The following is a 24,365-nucleotide window of genomic DNA, read 5'->3' as shown; positions in this document are numbered from 1 at the left end:
CCTCCCCCCTTACAACATGTATCAAGATTGATTGGAATACTTTCGAACAATCAGCCCATATGTAAGGGCCAAAAGAATAGGTATAATCGCTAAAACATGAAATAGTAACGTTAAAAGAGTAGATTGCTGGTTTTGTATAAAGTCTAATAATCCAAAATGACCGATTCCTACAAACCAGATAAAAAAGGCTAGTTTGGCCCTGTCATCAATAGAGCAACGTAACTCATTATGGATAATTTGGAGAGTTAAAAGAATAAGCGTATACCAGATAAGTAACCCTAAACCAATCCATCCTAATAAATCTGTCGGCCATTCTCTCTGTATGAAAAGAATGATTATGTTCATCCACCCTAAACACCCAATACAGAGAAAAATACTGATACTCACCATTTTCATACACGTTAATCCCCAGTGTTTCATAGCTATATCGCTCCTTTTTTCGTAAAAAAATAGTAAAGTCCTAAAAGTCTAGGACTCTACTCATCTTTTTTTTGTGGCTCCAAATCATCTAAGTTATCTAAGTTTTGTGGATCAGTAGAAGGCATCCAATTTTCACTTCCCGCGGCTACAGCTCCATATTGTATATCTGGTGTATCGATTGTTTCCGCTTCTCCTTGAATCGGTTCATTTTTGCTTACTTCTTTCTCATTTACTCGTGTTAAATCAGTAGGGGAAATGGATTCCGTTGGGATAAATGAGTCAGAAGAATTTATTTCTTGTACAGTTGACTCGACATCTATATTAGGTTTTTTTGCAACAATCTCCCCAGACTCATTTACTTCTGCAGGAATAGCATCTGGAATATCTGCACTTGTTGTTTCTGGTGTATGAGGGACAATGACACCCTCCTCATTTACATCTGCACGAATTGTATCTGGTATTAAAGGATCATTTGCCTCTGTTTCAATTGGTGTTGGGATTTCTTGTTGTGGAATATGTGTTGAAGTTTCCTGTTCTGGCTGTATTTCTTCTCTTGAAATATCCATCGGAATTTCTTCTGTTGGAATGTCTTGTTGTGGGATATCGGATGGGATTTCTTCAAATGTTTCATGATCTGGTAACACTTCCTCTAATGGAAGTTCTTGTGTTGGTACTTCTGTTTGAATCTCTTCATATGCCTCCATATCGCTTGAAACTTCTTCTAGTGGCATTTCTTGTTCTGGTACCTCTGTTTGGATTTCTTCATATGCCTCCATATCAGTTGAAACCTCTTCTAATGGTACCTCTCGTTCTGGTACTTCTGGTTGTACCTCTTCGTATACTTCTATATCAGGCGGAATATCTCCTAATGGTACCTCTTGTTCTGGCACTTCTGGTTGAACTTCTTCATATCCCTCTATATCAGCTGGCATTTCCTCTCCTGTTGGAATTTCCTCATCTTCTAAAGATACAAGTTCTGGTTGAACTTCCATTTCTGATTCTTCTACTTCTGTTCCTTCTTGTTGTTCTTCCATTTCTTGTTCTAATGCTTCCTTATCTAAGCTGATAAGGTCTTGTTGCATTGGTGCCTCTTCTTCACCTGGTGTCGTTTGTTCTTTTCCTTCCTCTTCCTGCTGTGGTAAATTCCCTTCTTTATCACGATCCTGTAAGGAAATCAGCTTTCCTTTCTTTTTATTCTCTTCTTTTTCTTGTTCCGTTTGATTATTTGGTAAATCGTTCGGTATATTCGCTTGCACTAACGGGTTAGCTTTTGTCTTTTCGTTGTCTGTCCCTGCATTTTCTAACTGGCCGCCTGCCGCCGCTAATTCAGCCGCGCTGTTAAAATGTGCTCCCATTTTGTCTCCAATATAAGACATTGTATTTCCAGCGTACTCTTTTCCTTTATCTACAAAGTTTTCAGTCATAAGAGATATATTTGTGACCGTTTCATACACGCCGCGCGCTCGACTAAAGGCCGCAACAATATTTCCTCTAAACAGGTAGCAAAGAACGAAAACAAGAATTTGAAAAATCATTGTAGACACATATCCTGCAACGCCCGCTTCTGGTAATACATACAGTAATTCTGCCACCGTAAAGATGATAACAAGCATAACTGACATAAATATTTTTAATGCCAATGGGCGAATCCATTGTGAAGCCCAGCTTTCAATAACTCTGCGGTGTCCTGGCAATAGAGCCACCGCCATAACGATTGGTGAGATAATACTCATGACAAGGAACCATAATTGGAATGCTACAATTAGTAAACAAAACGCAATTACTGGAACACCTGCGAATGTATTCACGACATAATACATGACTGTAAATACAAGACGCTCTCCCACCGATGAAATAACCATCATTTGGTTTCCATCATCTGTTACTTCTTTTCTAACTAGATCATCACGTTCTTTACCTGGTGCTTTCGCTAGTAATCCATCTACTCTTTTAGTTCCTATTTTTTCTTTAGAATCTTCCCCATACTGTAGAAACAAATATGGTCGTTCAACCAATAAATCCCAAATCTGCTTTTTCACTGAAAAAATTGCATCTGCTTTAGAACGTCCTGGATCACCCGCAACCGTTCCCGTTGCTTTCGCCAATACTGTTACACTAATTTCAGAACTAATTGTATTCGCACTCTTTAAAATTGTACTTGCGTTCCCGATGTACGTAACAATAAAAGCAATGACAAATACTGTTTTTACTAATTCACTTAAACCTTTTGAGGGTTGGCGTTTAATAAAAAAGATATATCCCGCATAACAAGCGGATAACACACACGCAATGCCGATAATTGCTGGGAATAACCCCGAAGATAAAAAGCCGCCTTTTCCAATACCAGCAATATTTTGCATAGCCGCTCCTAATTTATCTGCAACCGTATCTACAATATCCAGGTTCAACGCTTGATCGACTAAAAAGATGGTTAATTGGCCCAGAATCACATTTAACTGAAAGGCCATATTCGCAAACCATTGACAAGTTGTATACAATATCCGTTGTAAGTCTTTTCCCACACTATCATCACCAAATAAGTATCCACCAACTTTTTGAAACACGTTTTTATCGTCTTCTTTCGGCTGGTACGTATCAATTTCGTAATACTTATCTTTGTAAATCCCGTCTGTGTACCCACTAAATAGATTTTCAGAAATTCGTGCTCCTTTTTGTTCTTGTTTTTCTTCTGTTTTTGTATCTTCCGCTAGGGCCACATGAGGCCCTAACGGTAGTAAAAAGAATACAAGAATCATACAAATAGAGAAAAGTTTTTTCATTCCTTTTGCCCCCATTTATGAACATGAACTGGCTCTATACTTCCCACAATAGAATCTAAACTATTATGACCATCCCAGTTCCATTCGTAATTTTTCCATTTCCCGTCCTTTTCATCTTTTACTACTTTCAATTTCATTCCCATCTGTGCATTTTCTACAGGATCAAAGTATTTCACACGATAGTAATACTCATTTTCTCCTTCTTTTAAGTCAAATCGGTATAAGTCATATCGCTCCTTCATTCCCTTACTAGCACCTGGATGTTTAATTCGATCTTCTCCAAAATCAAATTTTTTGTATTGTAATTCATTCATTTTTTTTCGATCCATTTCAATATAGGCTCTTACATAGTTCATTGCGGCTTTATCCGCTTCTTTCATGTCACGTTCTTTCTGACTCTCTTGTTGATTTACATTACTTTTCGTTTCATTTGAGCAACCCGCAATCCCCGTTACCATTAACATTCCTGCTACACATAATCCAGATAACATACGTAATTTTTTCATCGTTCCATCCTCCATATACAGATAATTTAGAATACTCTTATCTGTATTGTAATACGAATTACGCTAATTGTTGTGCGCGTTCTTCGTCTGTTTTCGTAGAGGAATCAAATGCAGTCTTTAATTCTTGGAAAACAGGATCAATTTCTACAACCGCGGTTCGCCCGAAAATATCCTGGAACAAGGCTTCGCCGCGTCTAAGCTGGCGTAACATTAAGATATTTTCTTCTGTGACCGGTAAGTTATAGTAACGCAACATTTCTTCCGCTTCCTTATCGTATTTCAATGCAAAACAGAATTTCATCCCCACATTTGCAACCTCTTTGTTTTCTGATTGATAATCGGATGCATTTTGTGTGCCTAAATACAAGCCGATATTGTGATAACGTCCTTCTCGAATGATTTTGTCAGAAGACGCCGCACCCTCTTTATTTTTCAAAATACTTGATGCTTCATCTTGTAGGTATACTTTGAAAATACTACGGTCGGAATGCATTAAGGATTTACCAAATGCCGCTAATGCAATTAAGATACTACGAGATAATTTGTCTGTAACACTTTCATTCTTTTCCTCTGATTTCGGAATGCGTAAATGTTGAATTTGTAATACTTGTAACGGACGTTCTAGACTTAATACGCGGTAATCTTGACCTTGTTTACCAAACAATAAATCTCCTAGCTGAATGCCTTCTAAAGTCGCTAAACGATTTGTAAGGGCATTTAACCGTTCTAATTCAGTTGGCAATAAGTTAGGTTCTTTCTTCATTTCCACTAGCTCTTTACGAACCAAAGTTAAACATGCATCTTCTTTTTCCGCCACTCGTTCAATCGCTTTATATAAATAGTCATATCGGATATCCTCTAAACCTACATCCGATAGGAACGTCAAAATTTCAAGTGCTAAACTCTTCGCATCTTCTATCGTTGCGCTGATTCGGAATGGGTCTAAACAGCCCGCATCTTCTTTATTCTTCCCAAGCGTCCATACTTGCAAGGTATCCTCATTGAACCCTGGCAATAATTCGGGCCATCTTGTGCGATCACCCTTAGGATCGATGATAAATGCCCTTCCGCCACTCATAACAATCCAGAAAGCGAGTAAGTTCATTAAGAAAGATTTCCCTTTCCCTGTTTGCCCCGCAAACATAACTGATAAACTTTCAAACGCTGTCACAATGTTATCTAATGCTTTCGCCGCTAGTTCGGGACGAATAAAAACAGGACGATTTAATTTCTTTGTCTTTCCAATGTAAAACCCTTGATTGTCGCCAATTTGTGTCGTTGCCCCAAACATTCCCTGTGCAAGTACGCCTGGTTCCACAAATAACTTAAAGTCTGTATTATAACGTTTAGAGCCTGGTAAGAACTCGTAGAAGTATGCTAATTGTTCTCCAAATGGATTGACCAATTCAATTTTCATTTTGCGATATTCTGTAATGAGCGTATTGACGCGTGATTTTAATGTTTTTTCATCTTCGGCATATACACAAAACAGTACACTTAGTTCATATCCAGGTGCTCCTGTTGTTTCAAATCGATCTTTTACAATTTTGACGCCTCTTGCTTTACGATCAATTGTTAAATCTGTTGTGCGACCACCTACCATTGCTTGTTGACGTTGATCGTTTAATTCCAATTCACTATTTGAGAGCTTTTGTGTGACCATCTGGTTTTCTAAGTGATACGCTCGAATACTCATTTCAACAGGAAACTTTAATGAATGAGATTGAATGCGATAAATCCACTCTCCACCAGGAAAAGCCGATATTTCGGGCATATCTTTCGCCGCAAGAAAAGCAACATGAGAGGTTTCGATTTCTCCTTCTTCATTTTGTCTTTCGAGTATAAGAGAACGCCCTGGGCTTTCATCAATCACCGTATCCGTTAAGTGCACCATTTCTTGTAAATCTGGCCGACGTACTTTTACCGCCTTTCCTTCTTCATTTTTCAAGGTAACCGTAGAACCTACTTTCCAGTTTTGATCCCGATTTAGTTCTTTCATGCCACGTTTGAAGTTATGATGGAATAAAAAGCGTGTTGTAGATGGTTTCGCACGTCTTGTATTATGAAAGGCCCCTCTAACCTGGCTAAATAACACGTCTTCTACTTCTAAATAATTTTCAATTTCCTCTTCTAAAATATCCGTCACATTCATACCCGATATATTTTGAGCTGTCTCTGCAAATCCTTCTCTAACCTTCTTCATAAACTTCCATGTTTCTACGACAGGGTTACGAATTTGTCTTTCTTTCTGTTCCATATTCAGTTGTACTAAAACGAAAAAGCGATATTCCATGTTCTCTTTCGCAATGGCCGCATTTCGTAAGTATTCTTTTACCTTTTTAAAAAGAAAGCGTCCTGTTGGGGCCATTGGCCCTTTTAAAGTGGAAATATGTTCATCCAGAATTTCATCTGAATTTGTTGTACGAGGAATCACAAGCAAGTGGATATCATATTCTTGATGGGTAAATAGAGCGAGTTGATTGCGATAATATACTTTTTTCGTACTTTCATCTTGATGATCGTATTCAAATCCGTCTACTTCATACACTGCGGATACTTTTCCGTCTGTACTAAACGCTAAATTCTTTTCAACGTGCTTTAATGGTGGTCTTTTCATCGTTTTCAACATATTCAACTTCCTCCTTTTGGGGTAAAAATGTTACATCATAAGCGTGTATGTCGTTCTCTTCTTCACTGAATGAATGTACGATTGGTAAATCTTTGACGTCATGTTGTACACATACATGACCATAAAACACATGTTTTTTAAGTTTGGGTACATTCACCAATCGACTACTTTGATGCTTCCGTAAACGAAATGTGATCCAGGACCGAACAAAAGAGAAAAGTGATTTTCCATCTGTTTTATATTTATCTGCGCCCCATACAAGGAAAAGAGGGATCACACCATAATACATGAGCCAAACTTGATCGATCATATCCCCAAATATCCATTTAAAGGGAGGAAGGAAGCGGAAGGCTACAAGCCCCGCTTCTACCGCCGCAAAATAACCAAGTGCCCTCCATGTAACCGCACGCGGAAGACGATACCCCATAATTTCGTACTGTCTTCGCATATAGTTCATATAGCTTCCGAAACAATAGACAATGATAGATTTTGATTCTTTTTCCTTCATGTAGCCCTCTCCCTTTCCATCCCTTACTTAGACGCCAAATAATCCACCTAACCACGTTCCAATTGTTTTTAATGCATCTGGCTTGTTAATGAAGAATACAACAATCCCGCCGCCAACAATTAATGTGATCGCTTTTCCCCATGCGCGCTTTGCCGCTACGATCAAGATAACAATGATAAACGCACAATATAACGCGTATGTTCCTTGTGTCTTCATCATTTCGAAAAATCCTTCTAACCCGATTCCTAACACAAAATGATTTATATTGAACATATACATGCCCCTCTCCTATTTTGTTTTTAAGTCTGTTACGATCCATTGCTTTCCATCTTGTTTTACAAACAACGTATAACCTGTTTTCATTTTCGATTCAGAATGTGGATCAATCATAGATACCTCTGTTTGTACCTCATATGTGCCTTTTGTTTTTCCTGGATAAATCTTAGAGGAAAGTACATTTTCAAATTTCATGGCTCCTTCTAACCCTTTAATATCTGTATTGGCTAAAACATACGCGAGTTCTTTTTGTGTTGCGGTCGTATAGGATTTAAAAAAGGTTGGCAAAAATTCTCGAATGTCTTCTTTTACAGTCATTTCATGAATTTCCTCTCGTTCTTTCTCTTCTTTCCCTTCTGGTACTTCTGCTTTTTCATTCACCTTGACGATTTGAGGGAATCCACTAATCACAAAAGCCTTTCCATCTGATTGAACAGGAACCGACACTTGCTGGATCACCTCCTTATCCTCTGGCCCACTATTATCTGCTTTCATGCGGCTTAATTTGTATCTCACTTTAAAAATTACATTTGCTTCTTTATCTGTGACCTCATCTACTTTTAATACAGTTGCGTATAGAAAATGGGAATCCCATTGTATACTTGCAAAATCCAAACCAACTTGTGGATCAAATGTTTTCGGTACATAGAGCTGTAAGCGCTCTGAACGCTTCTTCTTGCCTTCATCCCCTCTTTGCCACGTAAAGTATTCTTTTACGAACCCGCGAGCAAATTCAATCGCTTCTGGACGTGAGGCAAGGTTTTGTTTTTGTGTGACTTCCTTTGGAGTGGTGCTGGCCTTTGCTTGTATATCTCCCTTCCCTTTTATTACGGTTGTGATGGATACAATGAGCATCCAACAAAACAGGAGCCAAAAGGCCCATTTTCCAATTAAGCGGCCTTTATAGGAAGGAATCTTTGTGGCTTTCCTTGCCTTCCCCTGTTTACTTTCAAATGTTTTTGCAAACCACTGTTTCACCTTTTGAACCATATTCATCCCCCTTTCAATTTCGGTACTGGCGTAAAGATCGTTCGTAGCAATCACAAGCGAATGAAGCCATGCCAACCGCGGTTGATTCATCTTTTATTTCATTTCTTGCATAATTGATAAAATTGTTGAGTTTTGTTTGACTGCCTGTGATATACGGGAATCTAGCATGAACCACATACCGTTTGTCTTCATCCCTCCCCACTTCAAAGGACGCTCCATCTGTAGCCCGAAACGCCCTTACAAACTCCAAACCTTCCAATTCGTCCATCATGCACTCTCCTTTTCTCTTAAAGCTGTAAGAAACTTGTTTGCCTTTTCTTTAAACATCCACCCTTTATCTATTCTTGCTTGCTCGAACATGTCATAACAGCTGATTTCACGCTCGATTTCTAACATGGCTTTTTCTTTTGTAAGCTCTACCCCATCACACTTCCATTCCAATTCATCTGTATTTAATCCAATTTCTATTTCGATAATTTTTCCGTTCTCCATCAGATAAAACTTCTGCATATATACATCTGTTTGAGACAAACAAATCTCATGTACTTCCTCACAACCTATTCCCTCATAGATTTCCACTAGAAATTGAGCTTCAACTTCTCCCACATTTCCTCTTTCGTAAGTGTTTTTATGGGTAAACATTGTCTATCTCCCCCTCATCTTTTTTACTTCTTATCTATCCAAAGGTGATGATCCGCCAACTTAGATGCAATATCCGCCATTTCATGCGGAAAAACTACTTTTATGAAAAGAATCATCCATGCTAAGAAACAGAAAATGAACATCTCCCATTTTTTTGTGTACATTGCATACCCGATTAACACAAACATGACGATACTGACGACAATACCTACCAAAATGGGATTTCCATGTGAAGATATTAGACTAGGATACGGCATCTTTTAGCCCCCCTTATGATCGACCATCTTCCATATTCCCACTACCACTAGGAAGAAAAGCAAAACACCTTCCCATCCTTGTGTATAGTAAATTTCCACGACCTTACTTTTCACCGCTTCCCAGGCTTCTCTTGATCCTGGTACTCTTTCAAATAACCAATCTGAAAAGATAACTAACAGAAAAATACTGGCGCTTATCGATAAAATAAACCGAAACACATTTTTACAGCCTCACTTTCTTTTCGGGATTCTGAATATTGCGATAAATATTGCCGAATGGGTCTTGTAATATATCTTGAAACAGTGTGATAAACACTGGTATCTCTGGACTACTTACCCCTTTTAAGTAGCGAATCAATTCTTTTTCTCTACTTTCACTACCCGCGATAAATACCAGGCGCCATTGCAATATTTCATACCCCATACCAACATGCGTCCGATACTCTGCCGCTTTTCCTTCTTGCGCCATGAAATCGTTATAACGGATAATCTTTTTTTCTAATACTTCTTTTGACCCGTAAGAACGTTCCATTTCCATAAATACACCAATGTTTTTATCAATCGCTTCTTTTAAACCAATCACCGCAACTCCATCTGGGCGTATGACACGACTTTTTCCTTTTGCATATTGAAATGTGGCCCGCGGTTCATTTATCCATTCCTTTAATTCCAATCTTTCTTCTCTCTTCGATATTAATGTCATGGCACATTCAATCTTTGCTAGCATTAAACTGTGATACACAAAGGATGCTGAACGTTTGGACCAACTATTTTTCCAATGCACTTCCCCTCGAAATCCACGAACCATTTCAACTCCTTTGGGTGTTAATGTATAAATCCGTTGAGGTTTCGCAAATTTTCGTTTCTGATTCCTCGATGATGTAACAGGTAAATACTCGTAACGGATATAACCCGCTTGTTCTAGCTTATATAAACGATTCGTTACCGATTTTTTGGTATAATCTACATACACCTTTTGATGAATGTACTCAATATCCAAGTAAATGTGTGTATGCAAATTCATGAGTAATTGTTCATCTGTGATTTGAAATAAAATGTTTCCCATGCCCCTTACTCCTTTTCCCAACTATCGAAAATACTTACTTCTTCTTGTGGTGTATCTTCTTTTATTTCTACATTTTCTGTTTCAATTGATACCGCTTGTTCTTTTTCGATTGTTGTAACAGGCTCTTTTACTGGCTTATTTTCTTTCTTTCCTTCTGTTGTTGTCGTAGCTTGTTTTCGGAATGGGATAATTTGCGCTTGTTGTGTGGGTTCGACTAGCTCTGTTTCTGAAACCGTTTCTTTCACCTCTTCATTAGAAGATAGTTTCTTTTCTAACTCATCAAATCCCGATGTCACAACAGGTTTTTCTTTGGTTAAATTGACTTTTTCGGCTTGTTGATACTTGCCTTTTCCATATAGGAACTCATCAATTTCTTTGTCGATCTCTAATCCTGCTTTCCCATTTTGTTGCTCTAAAGAATGAATCTTTGCTCTGGTCCATTCATTTGATGCATGAATTTCTTTTTCGTTTTTGTAATTGGCCGCTTTCCCATTTGGTAGATAGCGGTCTAATGGTGGAACACGTATGGTACACCACACATTTTTTGCTTCACCTCTGATATAATCTTGCGTTTGAATCGCTACAACTAAGTTAGGAAGGTTTTGCAAATACTCTGTACGGAATTGCTTTTGCATAATGCCCTCTAGCGTTTTCGCGGAATTATGACCTTGCCTACATACAAAGTAATTTCCGCCCGCCTCTGTTAACATGTCTGTTAGCTCTCTGTCTAACTGTCCCGAAACTTGCTGGGTAATCACCCATAATCCAAATCCATGTTTCCGATCCTTTGCAATGATTTTTGGAAGAACGGGTACTGGCACGTCATGAGCTTCATCTATCACGCCTAAATGTAGTTTGGAACCATGCGGCCGCTGTTGGGCGATACGGTGATATTGATTACAAATGTAACCGACTGTAAGTAATGTATCTTCTTTTCCCATGCCCGCTAAATCGTAAAAGATAAGGTGGCCTTCATCCATCCACTTCCGAATTTCTAAAGAAAAGCCCGTTTGCCCGTACATCCGCTTTAAATACAGCGTATTACGAAAGATATCTAATCGGTTCAAAATCGCTTGTGTGCTGTCTTCTAACGCGCTTCCCACTTCATATTTCCAAAAGTGAGAGTAATATTTTTGTTCTGGACCTTGTAAATTTGCGATTACATTTGCTCGAAACAGTTCATCACTAATAAAGAGTGGGATACTTAAAATCGTATGAATTTGACTCTTATCACAAAGTAACGTCCCAATAATCGCCCTTAGTAATCGTTCTGTTTGTTGTGCTTGCCCTTGAATCATTAACTTAATCATTTCCATAATGGATTCAACCACTGTTTGGATATCTTCATTTGGAAAACGATGAAACAAATTCAAAGCTGGCGGATGATCTGTGTTTCGAAAACGGATAAAGTGAACCTTACTCCAATCCACTTCTTTCCCATCCTTTTCCGCTTTCAATAGTCGATTCATTGCTACATATGCCAAATCTTCGGTTGGATCAAATAGAGACAATCCACCCGCTTCATTCGGATTTTCTAGCCATTTATCAATGACACTTTGCATTAACCTCATGGCAATGGTACTTTTACCAGACCCAACTTTCCCCGTAATGTAGCCATGATTCTTGAAAAAGTCTTCTCGAATTTTTACTAATCGGTCCTTGATATAAGGATGCATCACATGACCAATTGAAATGCCTTCGGCCAATAAATCATTCGGTATCATGTTTTCCCCTTTATCTAGATACAAGATGTTTCGCTCTGTCTTGCTGTTTTTATCACCCGTTACATTTGGAAGATGCAACAAGTTTAATAGCTCTGATCCCGTCCATATCATTTTTCCGTATACGGGATGTGGTACAGCTGGCATACTGCGTCTTAACCTTCTGTATCTCAGCTCATTCACATCAGCCATAATACTTGCGACCATATGTCCTAAGTTCTTAATAACAGGTACGCCAGGGTAATACTCACTTGCGAATGAAACAGATACTTGAAACGCCACTTCGTTTTTTGCAAACCGCTTATTTAATGCGCGAATTTCTTCTTTTTCAAAGGCATCTAGCCCATGCTTTTTCTTCTTTCGAATGGCCTTTTCTGCTTTTCGAATCCCTTTTGTCAGCTGATATCCGTTATCTGGTGTAAAAGCAATATCAATCCATGTTTTTTCTTCCATTGCGCTTCCTAACATCGGTAATACATCACGTGTATAGCGTGCTAGTGATAACGTGGCATCTAGCCGCTTTCTCTTTAATACCATCCGTCCTCCTACCGCTTTTCTTGTTGGAAATGGCATTTCTTCCTTTGGGACGGTATAAATTTCACTGTGGGTATAGGCGCTTTGTATCGCTTGCACAACCTGTTTGATCTTATCCTCTGGACCACCTACATAAAAGCGGACACGCTCATTTTCTCCCTCTGGACGATACATCGTCATGCGGTACCAATCGCGACCTTTTAACAGACGTTCTAAGGGCTTTCGACCCGAACCATGTACATGCCGAATCATTTGCCCTAGCTTATCTGGTGTAACTTCATCATCTATGTGCGGGATGAACAATACATATCGATACCGCTTCTTTTCTAGATATAAATAGATGCCATGTAAGACAATCCGTATGACAATTCCCAACAAGATCAATAAAGCAATCCCACGAAACACACCGACTACAGTTGGCACCAGCTTCATCAATTCTGTGAGGATTTTTTCTTTAGAAAACCAGACAAATGCGACAGCTCCTATACCTAAAAGCATTTTCCAGTTCTTTTCTATGAAGTTTTCAATTTCTCTATCTAACTTGCTGTGCGCCACTTCTTCACTTCCTTTCTATCCTTGAAATGGCCTTATGCAAGGGCTAATACCTTTTCACGATGCTTTTCTGTTCGTTCTTCTGCGGCTAATTGAATCAAAATTTGAGGTTGCATGATCCCGTTTTGAGGTTGATTAATTTGATCTAAGAGTGTTTTATAGTTGAAGAGTTCTTGCTTTACTTGTTCAATATCTAATTCACCATCTACCGTTACTTGTTCTTTCCAGAACGTTTCCCAGCATTCTTGACGATTTTGATACGCTTGTTTTCCCATCTTGCTTCCTCCTTTTAAGTAGGGAGGATATTCAGTGAAAGAATGTCCTCCCATGAATATTATGATTTGTGCGCTTTTTTATAGGGGTCTAGCGTGACTAGAAGGGAAGAGAAAATCATGCCCTTTCCCATTTTTCCCGTCCATGCTTCTGTACGCTTATTTGTTGAAGGTGTATGTGTTGTATGTGGAACTCGACCAATATAAAAACCGCGTTTACTTCGCATATGCTTAATTGGTTTCATAAGAAATCCTCCTGTATTGTTTTATCCTTCTATATCGTTAAATAGAAATATTGTATAGTTTTAAGCGATGAGTGGGTCCAATTCTAAATACACATCAAATCTGTGCAATAACTCTTCTGGTATCGCTTGAAAACTCACAAAAACTCTTACATTCAGTTCCTCTAGTTCTTCTAAAAGATCGATGAATCCCTCTGGATTATTGGAATACAACCTTAATCCTTCATCTATAATAACGACATCCGATTGTTTGCATGTTTCTATTTCTGTTTGGCTTAGAAAAGAATCTTTTGATGTAAAGGTGATAATGTGAGCACCCATTTTTTCGTATTCTTTATACTCTCCTTCCCCATCTAAGACAGTCGCTTGTTGATGATCTGCCATGACAAGGTTAAGGAGTTGCTTCATCAAACCCGTTTTTCCTTTTCCTGTTCCACCTCGTACCAGAATATTTCTATTTTCTTCTCCAAATACAAATTGAGGATTCATCTTGTTCCCTTCATTCCCTATGACAATGGAATTTGACTTACTCATGTCATACCATTTTGGCTTCATAAATGTTGGAATTTGTGCACTTCTTCCAATAAATGTTCCACACATAGCAATCTCACCTTTCCATTTGTATCAGTTTTTATAAAGCTACTAAATCTAATTCCTCTAAATCTGTAGAAAGAATCTTAATTTCTTGTTGGTGCTCTTTGAATAGAACATGTTGGATATTTTTTCGCAACTGAAACCCATCTTCCACCAATGCAAGTAAATATGATTTCGTATATTTCCTATCATTGATTTGATAATGTACATCAAATATGCACATTTGATCCCGCCCTCCCTTATCAGTTGAGAGTGTTTTACACTTCTTGATTTTTACGTTTTCTAATTACGTAAACAGCTAGGATGCTACCAAGAACGACAAATGTAACACCAATCCATTTCCAATATGGATTTTCAGCTTTGCCGCCTGTTGTTGGTAAATGGCTTTCTACTTTCTTAGGTTGTTCTTTCATCGGTTGTAGTTGTTTTACAATATGTTGTGGTTTCTCTGGTGTTGGTACAGGTTTTTCAATGACCTGTGGTGTTTGTGGCTTCTCTGGTTGTGGTTTTGGTTGTTCTGGTTGTGGCGTTTCTGGCGTTGGTGGAACTTCTTTTTTCTGATCTGCTACAACATGTTTGATAATCTCACCATCTGTTTTAATTTCAAAAGAGAATGTTTCTTCATTGATTAAAAATCCCTCTGGTGCAAATGTCTCTTTATATGTGTATTTACCAGCTGGTAATTTCTCAAACTTTGCAATGCCTTGTTCGTTTGTTTTTCCTTTCACGACTTCCTGGCCTTGCTCGTTATAGATCGTAAACTCTGCACCTGGTAACTTGTTGTTTCCGTCGGCTACGTCTACTTTTGTAATTTCTAAGCTACCTTCAATCTTTTTGTTTTTTACGGTGTGTTTTATAATTTCACCATCCGTTTTAATTTCAAAGGAGAATGTTTCTTCATGTGACACATAACCTTGTGGTGCAAGTGTTTCTTTATATGTGTACTTTCCTGCTGGGAGTTTATCGAACTTCGCAATGCCTTGTTCGTTTGTTTTTCCTTTCACGACTTCCTGGCCTTGTTCGTTATAGATTGTAAACTCTGCACCTGGTAACTTGTTGTTTCCATCGGCTACGTCTACTTTTGTAATTTCAATTGATCCTCTAATCTTCGTATTCTTTGCAACTAGCTCAATTGTTTTCCCATTTTCAGTGATGCTAAACGGAATCGGCTCTTTTACTAGCACATAGCCCGCTGGTGATGTCTTTTCGATGAATTGGTACTTTCCGAATGGGATATTATCAATTTTGATGAACCCGTTTTTGTCTGTCTTATGCTCACTGATTTTCTTACCTTTTTCATCAGCTAGGATAAAAACAGCACCTTCTAATTTCGTTTTTCCGTCTTCATCTACTTTTAAGAGCTGTACATTTCCTTTTACTTGATCGTTTTTCACTTCAAACGTAAGTGTTTGATTATGCTCTTTTACTTCAAATGGATACTTTGTTTGATTTAATAAGTAACCTTCTAATCCTTTCGTTTCCTGGAAGTAATACTTTCCAAACGGAAGAGAATGTACTTTCGCAATCCCTTCTTGATCTGTTGTTACTTTTGTGACTGCCTTTCCTTCTGGCGTAAATACTGTAAATTCAACGCCTGGGAGAATCTTGCCTGTATCACTAATCTTTTTAATTTCAATATTTCCTTTGATCTGTACATTTTTCATTTCTACAACAGCAACTTCACCTGTTTTTACTTCAAAAGGCTTTGGTGTAGCGTCTAACACATATCCAACAGGTGCTTTCACTTCTTTTACAGTGTATGTGCCAAGTTCTAAGTTACCCATTTCAGCGATACCGTTTTTGTCAGCTGTAATCGTTCCCATAACTTGTTGATTGCTGTTTGCGACTTCAAATACTGCGCCTGGTAGCGGCTTTTTGTTTCCATCCACTTTCATCACTTTTAAGGCGCCATTTGCTTTCCAAAATACTTGTAAGTCTGTGCTTACTTGTTCTGTACTGCGTTCTAATAATACAGTTGCATCTTGAATCGTACTTGTTCCTTTATATACGACTGCATGAACATTCGTTAGATTTGAAACGACTTTTAGAGATAGTTCACTACTCTTAGAGGATTTTGGTACTTGAATACGGAACTTTTCTCCTAGTTGGAACGTTTCTTTTACTTCACCTTGTTCTGTGACAATGCGTGTGCCTTGTGGTGCGTTGTTCATTTCTACATGGAATGTACCTTTTTTTGCATTTGTTTGAACGTTGTATGTTGTTGTTTCAAAATATTCACCGTTTAATTGGGCTTCTTGTTTATCCGTTGGGATGACATTCATCCAGACATCTTGTGTATCCTGGCTTTGATTTGCCGCATGAATGATGTTCTTTGCCGCTTTTTCAACAGCCGCATTTTTGAACTGTAATTCATCAACGGAAATCTGGCCAAGTGCATTCCAAAGAGCTAATTGTGTCGCGTAATGGGCTTCTTTCCAATTGGAAACCCCTAAATTTTCTGGTGTTTTCTGTGGGTACCCATTCATTAAGACGCGATAGGATACATCATCTGTTTTGCCCGCTTCGGGTAAATCCTCTCCATTTGGGGATTTCAAACCGTATACCAGACAATACGCAATTTGACCACTTGCGTTCTTTAGAAGCTCTGTACGAACATCTTTCCCATACTGCGGACTATAGGCCCAATCCATCTGATACCTTTCTCGATTGATTACCTCCGCACTGGCTTGATTCAGTGGAATCAAGCAGCTCATCACAAATAAAAGTACACTCGTAAAGAGTAGTAGTGTTTGATACGATCGTTTCAAAACCATTTTTTACAGCTCCTTTAGGATTATTCAGTTTTCAAAGGACGGAATATTTAGAATTTTAACCTTCTAAATATAGAAATTTATACTTTAGTGATAATTATTTCGTCTTTTAGCCGAATTTCATTTACAATACATTTAGTAGGAATATGAACAAAATAAATGTAATCAATAACATGAGGTTAATTCATTCTGTGATGGGTATTGCACGATAATATGTTGGTCTGAAAAGTTTCTCGATTGGAACTTCAAGAAAATCAGCCATTTTTTTGGCTTTATTGGCTTTGAGACTCCTTCTCCCAATTTCAACATCATATAATGTGCCAATTGGAATTTTAGCGCCTTTAGAAACTTCCTTAATACTTAAACCTTTGGATTCCCTATATTCTCGTACAATGGTTTTATTTTCTGACGCTAGCATTTTTTCACCCTCCCTTCCCTTAATTACATTGTATTCGGCTTAAAGCCGAAAGTCAACACTTTAGTGTAAAAAATAACACTAAAGTATAAAAGGAGGATTATACCTAATGGATAACAATATATTTGGGAAAAATATACGAAAGTTAAGAGCAATGAAAGGCCTTAGTCGAAAAGAGTTTGCCCAAGCAATAAATACACCATATAGCACCGTAACAAGCTGGGAAAATGGAGATAAAGTCCCTAAGATTGAACGTCTACCGACAATCGCGAGATTTTTTAATGTTAGTGAATCAAGACTTTTACACCATCAAATGAGTGATAACGAAATTTTAGAAAAAGATAGTAGTGAAACTGATCCGATCGAACGTATGGCGCAAATTTTGATTGAAAAATATAGAAATGTTCCAGAAGAACACAAACCAAGAATCGAAAAAGAAATTCTTAGGATGGCGCAACTTCTGGAAATTGAAATAGAAATGCAATCGCAACACGAGGAGTAGAGCACATTATAATAACAAATTAGAGTACATATATTTATCTATACTTTTTAGTTAATTACGAGTAATCAATATCCAAATGGTTTGTACTATCATATAAATCAATTAATTTTCCCATGATTTCTAAATCTCCATTACATGCCTGAACAATTTGAACAATAAGTGATTCGCAATTAGATTTATTTTGAATATTTTCCATATTACCGCTCCTTTTTGGGATTAATTGATATTCTTGTTCGCTGAAATCCAGCTCAAACATTAAAAAAACTGTTTATAAAGTAACAAAAGACACCGTATAAACGGTGTCTTTTGTCGCTCTTTGTTTTTCTACAGTCAGCCCATTCCTCCGGGATCGACCATATATTGCACATTATTTGGATTTTGGACTTTATTTTTTTCTGAAATACTTAATCCACTTAATAAAATTAATGATACAGTACATAAAATGGCTAATTTTTTCATTTTACGCCTCCACATTTTAACAATTCTTTACAATCATTATACGCCTTTGTTGCATATTGGGCAAAAAAGTAATCACCATTTTCAATGAATAACTTTTTTGATTCGGCTATTATATCCAGGTCCATTTTTGCTTGACCTAAATAACAATACTGAATTGGCGTCAGTTTTTTATTTTTATTTTTTAAGTTCATTAAAATTTCTATTGCTTTTAAATACTCTTTTCTTAAAACAAAATACAACGCTAATTCTGCTGGATGAAGCTGTTCTAAGTTAATTGTATCTATTTCTATATTGTGTATAAGTTTTAAAAAGTTCATGTTATTTATAGCTATTCTATACTTAAAATCACATTTGTTTTCTAATTCTTTAAGTGCTTTTAAAGTATACTCATATGACTTTTGATAATCCGAAAATAAAAAGCTCTCTCCTAGCCTCAAATTGTTCATCGCATTCATAACGGGAAAATATTTTATATTTTCATACATCATTAATTTATTATTTTGTTCTCTAAATTCATTAACTTTTAACCTTCTTAATAAAGCATAACTCCAAATGTCAGTAATCCAGTAATTATATAGGAGTTTTAAATCTTGATTTTTAATCTTAGAAATATTGGTAACAACACGATCTTTATATGTATCAAACATTCCAAAATCTCCGATATCACCACTAGACAGTAGGTATAAAATATCACAAAATATCTCCATATCTAAATTTTCTTTTTTAGGAACTGTTTTTCGAATATCTTCTAAACACAAAAGGTGTTCCTTCGGATTTCCGCCCCTGGGACGTTCATAGAACAGTTTAAAAAGTGGAGAATATTTTTTCACATTACAATCTGTATGACTGCTAGATAAATCAACTAAATATTTTAAAATCGAGGAATAACCGTTAAGATAGGCAATAACAAATAATCTCTTCATGTTAATTTTTACATTTCTTTCATATTGAGCAAAAATGTTTATACAGCATTCTTCATGAATGTCTCTTCTATCTGGGAAAAGAACTTTCGCCATTTTAAACACACTAAACATTGAAACTTCTTTATTATACTTAAACAGATCAGTTAGAGTAGACTTAGAAACTTTTGCTTCAACAGCAAAACAATCATATGTCTTATGTGCATTATTAATTTCTTCTTGTAATTTCCTATTCCAGTAGTTCATACATTCACACCTCTTGAAAGAAAATTCAGACATATTCAATATATTATATCAAACAATTGTTCTAAATGGAGGGTTTTATTCCAGAAATAGGTAAATGTACATGTTTCTCAATATTTTTCAGACAAATAAGGGCCTTCAAACAACTGCTTTCTATATAAAATAAACACATTATTAACACTTTAGTGTAATTTTTACTTTCAAAAGATTGATATTCTGCAAGAAGAACGATAAAATAAGTTTATCAAAACAAAAAAAACCTACCTCACAAATTTTTAATTGGTTGTTCCGGTCGGCAAACTAGACACCAATTAAAAATCCCAGAAAGTAGGATTTTTAACGCATAGAATTTATTCACTTATATACGTTTATTTTAGCACAAAGTGAATCTCTTGTGAAGAAAATCCTCTACTTTTCCTTAACAAATGTGTGGTGGAAAAAATAGGAGGGTTTTTTGTGCTACTAAATAACTTTTTACTAAGTACAGCAAAACGAGAATTAAGTCCAAACCTTATTCATGTTCCTACAGGTGCTATCAATAAATCTGTTAAAAAAGTAATTAAAGCTATTGATATTATTCTGTTCGAGTATGAAGGTAAAACCACTAAAGAATACTTCGTACAAACACCACGCCGCTATCAGGCATTGGAAGTTGTTTTATCTTACCTCGTACAAGAAGGCTTCTCTCAAATGCGACAAGATCAAATCAGTAAAAAATCGGGTATCTCTGTACCAATTATCAACTTTATTCTGAAGTGGTTAGAGGACCTTGAGGTATGCCATCAAATCAAAACAAGACGTCATGGTAAGAAGGCACCATCTATTTACATATTAAGCCTCAATACCAATTATTTAAAAATCATTGAATACTTTAAGCAAAAATGGGCGTTTTCAATTGATATGTTTTCTACATTTACAAAGTTTCTATCTAAAAAACTAAGTAAAAAACAGGAGCAATCTACAGAACAAGCCGAAAAACCAACTGTGCCTACATGCCAGGGAATAGACATATTAGATTCTGTTGCTCCTTCAAATAAAGAAGTAGAAGAAAAACAGCCAATAAATGCCCCTGATTTGGGTGAAAAGTTAGAACTACGATTCCGCGAAATGGATGAGTTTATGAGTAAAGATCAAAAGAAACTGTATATGTATATCATAAGTAAAGATACAAATATTACTGAAAAAGATGCTTATACAATCGCATTGCGTATGCCGCCAGACGTAGATTGGGAAGCACGAAAGACTTTTGAGGATTGTGTACAGTTTTTTGAGATAAACAAATCACAAGAAAGTACGCCTGCACATTTCATAACAATCTATACAAAACAGTTAACTGCAAATAGGAAGCGTAGACAGCAACAAGCGAAAGAAAACATAAGAAATATAGGATTGAGAAAATCAAATAAGAGTAAAATCCCGTTTGATTTATTCAAAAAGATGCTCGATCCAAACGCTTAAATCGTATTTTTTACAAAAAAATAATTGTTTGATAGCCTTGTTCAAAAAATTCCCCCCTAACAAGGCTTTTTGTCATGCCATTCTTTATTTTAATAGATTAAACATATTATCAATCTATTATACTTTTACAAAATAAGGGTGTTTTTCACAACAAATCCACTATGAATTTAAACCCGAATTGAACCTGCTTTTAAATTAGTAATTAAATAAGAAAAATTTTCTAATCCCTTGTGAGAGTAAGGCTTATTGGGCAAAAATAAATCCTAATGTATTTAATTGTTTTAATTTTTTTTAAAACAAGATTTATTAATAAAAAGTATCCTATATTGGGAGTTTCTTTTTTTATAAACTTCTACATATCATTCCTAAATTGATCTATATACGAAAATAAAATCCTCATTTTCTCTTAATATGCAAATCTACAATATTTTAGTTACTCAACATATTTCCGAACAAACACACTATTTATGAGTAGCTTTATTCGTTTATTTTCCTACATATCATGATGATCTTTTATCTATTATCATTTCTAATCCCATCTAAACATACAGCAAAAATACTGATGCCTATGTTATGCCAAAGTGATGCAAATATGATTCCTATGTAGTGTATACATGATGAAAGGCGGCATCATTTCGGCATGAGTGCAAAGTCAGTTTGATATATGTAAACTCTAGCTTTTTTCTACTTACATAAAGAAAAAGAAAAACGAAGCTCTCCTGGTAAGGGTATCTTGATTCAGCTATGAATCAGATTCCGTTGCCAGGCAGATTTTCAAAAAACTACGTAGGCGGGGCGGCGGCCATTCCCATTCCTCGCATATCGTCCTCCCTCAATCTCGGCCCATCATTCGCCTTCTACACATTCCCGTACATCTATATATCCCCCTATATCACAACTACACGTCCTCTCTAGCCAGGCCCATATGTCTCCGCATAGCCCCGCAATGTCTCGGCTATGGCATCTCACACAAGCCCCCTCGAAAAACGTCACGACCTAGAATCCCCTATTGCTTGTTTGTATGGTTCTCGCTTATAATTGCGGTACACAATTTTTAGGACAAAGGAGTATATAAAAATGACATGGGAACTTTCTGTTGATGTTTTCCTTTCTGATTTATTAAAACATGGCCGTAAATCTTCCACCGTTAAACAATACCGCTACGATCTCACACTTTTTACATCTTGGATTCAGAAACACGTCAAATTGCCTCCAGAATCGTTTTTCCGTTCTTTTGATACAAATGTATTAGACAGATACTTAAAAGCGTTTAAAAAAGAACGTGGAGCGTCAATTTCTAATATCAAACGTGTACGAGGTATTCTAATTAACTTTTTACAATTTCATGGTGCGGCCCAGGATTTAAAAAGTGATGTCTCCCCTCCTGGATTAACTTCTAAACACTTTGCATCGGATAAAGAAATAAAAAAGCTATTCCGCGTCATGCGTAGTTATAACGGATTAACCGACTACCAAGCAACAGGAAGAAAGTTTATTCTAGAGCGTAATCTTTTATTAATTCATTTCATGTTAGATTATGGGCTATCTATCCAGGACATTCTCACGCTTTCTATGCATGATATACACTTTGGGACGAATACCATTACCCCAGGAGGGATGCACGCCTACAAACGATCTATTACCCTTTCAAAAGAGCATGTAAAACTTGCCTTATCTTATTACAACAAGATTCCTAACCTTGTAAGGCCGCGCCAACAAACGGGTGATCCCTTTTTTGTGGCGTTTGATTTTGGCCCGCAAACATTCCGATGGGACTATGAAAACGATCAACCCGCCGCTTTAACTAGAATCGCTGTACAACGCATGTTACAGAAAGAAGCGAAACGCGCTGAAATCCATATAACGCCTACTATGCTACGGAACCGTTTTATATTAAATGCCCTACAGAATGGCATGAAACCCATTGAAATTAAAGCATTTTTAGGATTAAAAAGCGTTGAGGCCCTGCATAGATACGTTCAATTCTGGAATAAACAGCAATAAAAAGAGTTTTATATAAGCATAAAAAAGCCCTGGTGCCAGCAAAACTAGGGCTTTTTTACACTATTTTTCAACCCTAAATTAATTTCTAAAAAATTCAAAATAAGTAAAAAAATGCTTGTTTTTGTGCGCTAGCGCATGATAAAATATAATTAAGAAATGCGCTAGCGCATTAAAATATTAAAAAGGAGCTGTTGACCATGAAATTTTTTCAAAGTGTCACTTCCATCGAAGAACTAAAAAAGCAATATAAGAAACTAGCAAAGAAACACCATCCAGACTTAGGCGGGAAACATGAAGACTTTATCGCATTAAAGAAAGAGTATGACAGACTTTTTGAACAACTACATAGTAACTCTGGAAAACAAAACACAGGCGCATACCAAAACATCATAGACGAACTTATCAAATACGATATTGAAATTGAGATCATTGGAACCTGGATTTGGCTCACAGGCAACACTTACTCATTGAAAACTGAATTAAAGCAACTTGGATTTAAATGGGCATCTAAGAAAAAGGCTTGGTATTGGTATGAAGGAGAGTACAAGAAGTTTCATAACAAAGACTTCTCACTCGATGAAATCAGATCAATGCACGAGGTAAAGCGAATTAAGAAAAACAAGCCGAAACTTGAAGCATAAGAGGGGTTTTCCCCTCTTATCTTTCTAAAAAAAGGAGATGCCCACATGTATATAAATGCAAATTGTGAAAAATTCAAGCACATCTATGATATGAAAAGATTAAAGAGTTATAGTGATATGGTGGATCGGGACATAGAAAGATTAGAAGAAATTATAAAAAAGCTTAAAAATTATCAAATGGATATCTACGATCACGCTCAAACTGTTGCAAATACTGAATTTAAAAGCGTTGTGACACTTGTTAGAAGAAGAGATTATTCTACAAATCATGTGAAATACCATGTACAACTAGAAATGCGACCAAACGTCAGTACAGATTATATAGAAAATGAACGGGTGTACGGTTTTTACAAACATGAAAAAATGTTTACAGGTAGAGAACGTCACCTGGCTTTAAAATATGCGGATCAGCTTGCAAAGCAATATCATTGCGAAATTGAAAGGAAGGGATTTTATGCAAAGAAAATTTAGGCTTCCAGACGATGTCTGGGAGCAATTTCTAAAAAAAACAAGTGCCCCAGGCGAAACATTACGTTTATTAGTGATTAATTACAATAATGATGATAGCGACCCATTAGAAGAAGTCATGGGCGTTGAAGAAGCCGCCGAAAAGTGGGATATGCCACCAGGAACAATTAAAAATTTATGTGCCGCGGGAGAAGTAAAAGCTAAAAAAATAGGTAACAGGTGGATTATTTCAAAAAGACAGTCGGCCCCACGATCTAAAAACAATTAAATTATGTAAAAATCAATAAAAGTCAATACAAATGAATACAAGTAAATACGAATCAATACGAAAAACACTTGTATTTTAATGATTTTTATAGATTTTCACTAATATTTTTTGTATTGACTTGTATTAAAATGTATTAATTTGTGTGTAATTGTATTGACTTTTTAAAAGAGTTTAGCATATAATGGAATTAAGTTAATCGATAAAAATTAATCTTTAGGAGGTTTTTA

At 36.6% G+C, this 24,365-nt stretch carries 27 protein-coding genes; 6 read left to right on the top strand and 21 right to left on the bottom strand.

The window, feature by feature from the left end; all coding sequences use genetic code 11:
* Nucleotides 1-21: 21 nt before the first annotated feature.
* From KVT31_RS26770 to KVT31_RS26685, 18 genes are all read right to left on the bottom strand, one after another.
* A complete protein-coding gene (locus tag KVT31_RS26770; RefSeq protein WP_000683510.1) occupies nt 22-420 on the bottom strand; it encodes a hypothetical protein in 399 nt (132 codons plus the stop codon).
* 56 nt (nt 421-476) lie between these two features.
* Nucleotides 477-3,200, bottom strand: a complete 2,724-nt coding sequence (locus KVT31_RS26765; RefSeq protein WP_086717773.1) for a CD3337/EF1877 family mobilome membrane protein — start codon at nt 3,198-3,200, stop codon at nt 477-479.
* Nucleotides 3,197-3,706, bottom strand: a complete 510-nt coding sequence (locus tag KVT31_RS26760; protein ID WP_061678410.1) for a hypothetical protein — start codon at nt 3,704-3,706, stop codon at nt 3,197-3,199. Before KVT31_RS26760 ends, KVT31_RS26765 begins: the two co-directional genes overlap by 4 nt.
* A gap of 58 nt (nt 3,707-3,764) precedes the next feature.
* A complete protein-coding gene (locus tag KVT31_RS26755) occupies nt 3,765-6,335 on the bottom strand; it encodes an ATP-binding protein (protein ID WP_061678409.1) in 2,571 nt (856 codons plus the stop codon).
* Complete coding sequence (locus KVT31_RS26750; RefSeq protein WP_061678408.1) at nt 6,295-6,843, bottom strand: TcpE family conjugal transfer membrane protein; 549 nt, start codon at nt 6,841-6,843, stop codon at nt 6,295-6,297. Before KVT31_RS26750 ends, KVT31_RS26755 begins: the two co-directional genes overlap by 41 nt.
* Before the next feature lie 27 nt (nt 6,844-6,870).
* Nucleotides 6,871-7,122 carry a TcpD family membrane protein gene (locus tag KVT31_RS26745; protein ID WP_000281809.1) on the bottom strand — a complete coding sequence of 84 codons (252 nt, stop codon included), beginning with the start codon at nt 7,120-7,122 and terminating at the stop codon, nt 6,871-6,873.
* Between the two features lie 9 nt (nt 7,123-7,131).
* Entirely contained in the window at nt 7,132-8,109 is a 978-nt protein-coding gene (locus tag KVT31_RS26740) for a conjugal transfer protein (RefSeq protein WP_061678407.1), read from the bottom strand.
* 13 nt (nt 8,110-8,122) lie between these two features.
* Nucleotides 8,123-8,380 carry a hypothetical protein gene (locus KVT31_RS26735; RefSeq protein WP_033685378.1) on the bottom strand — a complete coding sequence of 86 codons (258 nt, stop codon included), beginning with the start codon at nt 8,378-8,380 and terminating at the stop codon, nt 8,123-8,125.
* Nucleotides 8,377-8,751, bottom strand: coding sequence for a hypothetical protein (locus tag KVT31_RS26730; protein ID WP_061678406.1), 375 nt, complete (start codon nt 8,749-8,751; stop codon nt 8,377-8,379). The genes KVT31_RS26735 and KVT31_RS26730 overlap by 4 nt, the downstream gene beginning before the upstream one ends.
* A 23-nt stretch (nt 8,752-8,774) precedes the next feature.
* Nucleotides 8,775-9,008, bottom strand: coding sequence for a hypothetical protein (locus KVT31_RS26725; protein ID WP_061678405.1), 234 nt, complete (start codon nt 9,006-9,008; stop codon nt 8,775-8,777).
* A 223-nt stretch (nt 9,009-9,231) separates the two neighbouring features.
* A complete protein-coding gene (locus KVT31_RS26720) occupies nt 9,232-10,074 on the bottom strand; it encodes a replication-relaxation family protein (RefSeq protein ID WP_061678404.1) in 843 nt (280 codons plus the stop codon).
* 5 nt (nt 10,075-10,079) lie between these two features.
* Nucleotides 10,080-12,884: a type IV secretory system conjugative DNA transfer family protein gene (locus tag KVT31_RS26715; protein WP_061678403.1), complete on the bottom strand. Its 2,805-nt coding sequence runs from the start codon at nt 12,882-12,884 to the stop codon at nt 10,080-10,082.
* 32 nt (nt 12,885-12,916) lie between these two features.
* Nucleotides 12,917-13,156: a hypothetical protein gene (locus KVT31_RS26710; RefSeq protein ID WP_061678402.1), complete on the bottom strand. Its 240-nt coding sequence runs from the start codon at nt 13,154-13,156 to the stop codon at nt 12,917-12,919.
* A gap of 59 nt (nt 13,157-13,215) precedes the next feature.
* Entirely contained in the window at nt 13,216-13,398 is a 183-nt protein-coding gene (locus KVT31_RS26705) for a hypothetical protein (protein WP_061678401.1), read from the bottom strand.
* 60 nt (nt 13,399-13,458) lie between these two features.
* A complete protein-coding gene (locus KVT31_RS26700) occupies nt 13,459-13,995 on the bottom strand; it encodes a type IV secretion system DNA-binding domain-containing protein (RefSeq protein ID WP_061678400.1) in 537 nt (178 codons plus the stop codon).
* Nucleotides 13,996-14,026: 31 nt separating this feature from the next.
* Nucleotides 14,027-14,212 (bottom strand): hypothetical protein, encoded by a 186-nt coding sequence (locus KVT31_RS26695; protein ID WP_016099495.1) that lies wholly within the window; start codon nt 14,210-14,212, stop codon nt 14,027-14,029.
* A gap of 34 nt (nt 14,213-14,246) precedes the next feature.
* Nucleotides 14,247-16,763: a SpaA isopeptide-forming pilin-related protein gene (locus KVT31_RS26690; RefSeq protein ID WP_061678399.1), complete on the bottom strand. Its 2,517-nt coding sequence runs from the start codon at nt 16,761-16,763 to the stop codon at nt 14,247-14,249.
* 181 nt (nt 16,764-16,944) lie between these two features.
* Nucleotides 16,945-17,178 (bottom strand): helix-turn-helix domain-containing protein, encoded by a 234-nt coding sequence (locus KVT31_RS26685; RefSeq protein WP_061678398.1) that lies wholly within the window; start codon nt 17,176-17,178, stop codon nt 16,945-16,947.
* 106 nt (nt 17,179-17,284) lie between these two features.
* Between KVT31_RS26685 and KVT31_RS26680 the strand changes: the two genes are divergently transcribed.
* A complete protein-coding gene (locus KVT31_RS26680; RefSeq protein ID WP_061678397.1) occupies nt 17,285-17,677 on the top strand; it encodes a helix-turn-helix domain-containing protein in 393 nt (130 codons plus the stop codon).
* 55 nt (nt 17,678-17,732) lie between these two features.
* Here KVT31_RS26680 and KVT31_RS26675 read toward each other — a convergent pair whose 3' ends face one another.
* From KVT31_RS26675 to KVT31_RS26670, 3 genes are all read right to left on the bottom strand, one after another.
* Nucleotides 17,733-17,873: a hypothetical protein gene (locus tag KVT31_RS26675; RefSeq protein WP_163248476.1), complete on the bottom strand. Its 141-nt coding sequence runs from the start codon at nt 17,871-17,873 to the stop codon at nt 17,733-17,735.
* Between the two features lie 134 nt (nt 17,874-18,007).
* A complete protein-coding gene (locus KVT31_RS30650) occupies nt 18,008-18,136 on the bottom strand; it encodes a hypothetical protein (protein ID WP_255259297.1) in 129 nt (42 codons plus the stop codon).
* Nucleotides 18,133-19,302 carry an AimR family lysis-lysogeny pheromone receptor gene (locus KVT31_RS26670; protein WP_061678396.1) on the bottom strand — a complete coding sequence of 390 codons (1,170 nt, stop codon included), beginning with the start codon at nt 19,300-19,302 and terminating at the stop codon, nt 18,133-18,135. The genes KVT31_RS30650 and KVT31_RS26670 overlap by 4 nt, the downstream gene beginning before the upstream one ends.
* Nucleotides 19,303-19,755: 453 nt before the next feature.
* Here KVT31_RS26670 and KVT31_RS26665 point away from each other — a divergent pair, with 453 nt between their 5' ends.
* From KVT31_RS26665 to KVT31_RS26645, 5 genes are all read left to right on the top strand, one after another.
* Nucleotides 19,756-20,757 (top strand): hypothetical protein, encoded by a 1,002-nt coding sequence (locus KVT31_RS26665; protein WP_061678395.1) that lies wholly within the window; start codon nt 19,756-19,758, stop codon nt 20,755-20,757.
* A 1,077-nt stretch (nt 20,758-21,834) separates the two neighbouring features.
* Nucleotides 21,835-22,761, top strand: coding sequence for a tyrosine-type recombinase/integrase (locus KVT31_RS26660; RefSeq protein WP_061678394.1), 927 nt, complete (start codon nt 21,835-21,837; stop codon nt 22,759-22,761).
* A 197-nt stretch (nt 22,762-22,958) separates the two neighbouring features.
* Entirely contained in the window at nt 22,959-23,402 is a 444-nt protein-coding gene (locus KVT31_RS26655) for a molecular chaperone DnaJ (RefSeq protein ID WP_061678393.1), read from the top strand.
* Between the two features lie 45 nt (nt 23,403-23,447).
* Nucleotides 23,448-23,873: a hypothetical protein gene (locus tag KVT31_RS26650; RefSeq protein ID WP_061678392.1), complete on the top strand. Its 426-nt coding sequence runs from the start codon at nt 23,448-23,450 to the stop codon at nt 23,871-23,873.
* A complete protein-coding gene (locus KVT31_RS26645; RefSeq protein WP_001189040.1) occupies nt 23,857-24,138 on the top strand; it encodes a helix-turn-helix domain-containing protein in 282 nt (93 codons plus the stop codon). The genes KVT31_RS26650 and KVT31_RS26645 overlap by 17 nt, the downstream gene beginning before the upstream one ends.
* The last annotated feature ends 227 nt before the right edge of the window (nt 24,139-24,365 follow it).

This window comes from Bacillus sp. GbtcB14 (assembly GCF_019091205.1).
In the GTDB taxonomy this organism is placed as follows: domain Bacteria; phylum Bacillota; class Bacilli; order Bacillales; family Bacillaceae_G; genus Bacillus_A; species Bacillus_A cereus_AG.
This window is presented reverse-complemented; position numbering and strand designations above follow the sequence as displayed.

Excerpts from the sequence above, each read along its gene's own strand:
- KVT31_RS26685 (WP_061678398.1), bottom strand. The coding sequence starts at position 17,178 with ATGCTAGCGTCAGAAAATAAAACCATTGTACGAGAATATAGGGAATCC.
- KVT31_RS26670 (WP_061678396.1), bottom strand. The coding sequence starts at position 19,302 with ATGAACTACTGGAATAGGAAATTACAAGAAGAAATTAATAATGCACAT.
- KVT31_RS26650 (WP_061678392.1), top strand. The coding sequence starts at position 23,448 with ATGTATATAAATGCAAATTGTGAAAAATTCAAGCACATCTATGATATG.
- KVT31_RS26700 (WP_061678400.1), bottom strand. The coding sequence starts at position 13,995 with ATGTGTGGAACATTTATTGGAAGAAGTGCACAAATTCCAACATTTATG.
- KVT31_RS26675 (WP_163248476.1), bottom strand. The coding sequence starts at position 17,873 with ATGGAAAATATTCAAAATAAATCTAATTGCGAATCACTTATTGTTCAA.
- KVT31_RS30650 (WP_255259297.1), bottom strand. The coding sequence starts at position 18,136 with ATGAAAAAATTAGCCATTTTATGTACTGTATCATTAATTTTATTAAGT.
- KVT31_RS26770 (WP_000683510.1), bottom strand. The coding sequence starts at position 420 with ATGAAACACTGGGGATTAACGTGTATGAAAATGGTGAGTATCAGTATT.
- KVT31_RS26680 (WP_061678397.1), top strand. The coding sequence starts at position 17,285 with ATGGATAACAATATATTTGGGAAAAATATACGAAAGTTAAGAGCAATG.
- KVT31_RS26660 (WP_061678394.1), top strand. The coding sequence starts at position 21,835 with ATGACATGGGAACTTTCTGTTGATGTTTTCCTTTCTGATTTATTAAAA.
- KVT31_RS26725 (WP_061678405.1), bottom strand. The coding sequence starts at position 9,008 with ATGCCGTATCCTAGTCTAATATCTTCACATGGAAATCCCATTTTGGTA.
- KVT31_RS26710 (WP_061678402.1), bottom strand. The coding sequence starts at position 13,156 with ATGGGAAAACAAGCGTATCAAAATCGTCAAGAATGCTGGGAAACGTTC.
- KVT31_RS26655 (WP_061678393.1), top strand. The coding sequence starts at position 22,959 with ATGAAATTTTTTCAAAGTGTCACTTCCATCGAAGAACTAAAAAAGCAA.
- KVT31_RS26765 (WP_086717773.1), bottom strand. The coding sequence starts at position 3,200 with ATGAAAAAACTTTTCTCTATTTGTATGATTCTTGTATTCTTTTTACTA.
- KVT31_RS26745 (WP_000281809.1), bottom strand. The coding sequence starts at position 7,122 with ATGTATATGTTCAATATAAATCATTTTGTGTTAGGAATCGGGTTAGAA.
- KVT31_RS26720 (WP_061678404.1), bottom strand. The coding sequence starts at position 10,074 with ATGGGAAACATTTTATTTCAAATCACAGATGAACAATTACTCATGAAT.
- KVT31_RS26730 (WP_061678406.1), bottom strand. The coding sequence starts at position 8,751 with ATGTTTACCCATAAAAACACTTACGAAAGAGGAAATGTGGGAGAAGTT.
- KVT31_RS26735 (WP_033685378.1), bottom strand. The coding sequence starts at position 8,380 with ATGATGGACGAATTGGAAGGTTTGGAGTTTGTAAGGGCGTTTCGGGCT.
- KVT31_RS26690 (WP_061678399.1), bottom strand. The coding sequence starts at position 16,763 with ATGGTTTTGAAACGATCGTATCAAACACTACTACTCTTTACGAGTGTA.
- KVT31_RS26740 (WP_061678407.1), bottom strand. The coding sequence starts at position 8,109 with ATGGTTCAAAAGGTGAAACAGTGGTTTGCAAAAACATTTGAAAGTAAA.
- KVT31_RS26695 (WP_016099495.1), bottom strand. The coding sequence starts at position 14,212 with ATGTGCATATTTGATGTACATTATCAAATCAATGATAGGAAATATACG.
- KVT31_RS26645 (WP_001189040.1), top strand. The coding sequence starts at position 23,857 with ATGCAAAGAAAATTTAGGCTTCCAGACGATGTCTGGGAGCAATTTCTA.
- KVT31_RS26705 (WP_061678401.1), bottom strand. The coding sequence starts at position 13,398 with ATGAAACCAATTAAGCATATGCGAAGTAAACGCGGTTTTTATATTGGT.
- KVT31_RS26755 (WP_061678409.1), bottom strand. The coding sequence starts at position 6,335 with ATGTTGAAAACGATGAAAAGACCACCATTAAAGCACGTTGAAAAGAAT.
- KVT31_RS26750 (WP_061678408.1), bottom strand. The coding sequence starts at position 6,843 with ATGAAGGAAAAAGAATCAAAATCTATCATTGTCTATTGTTTCGGAAGC.
- KVT31_RS26760 (WP_061678410.1), bottom strand. The coding sequence starts at position 3,706 with ATGAAAAAATTACGTATGTTATCTGGATTATGTGTAGCAGGAATGTTA.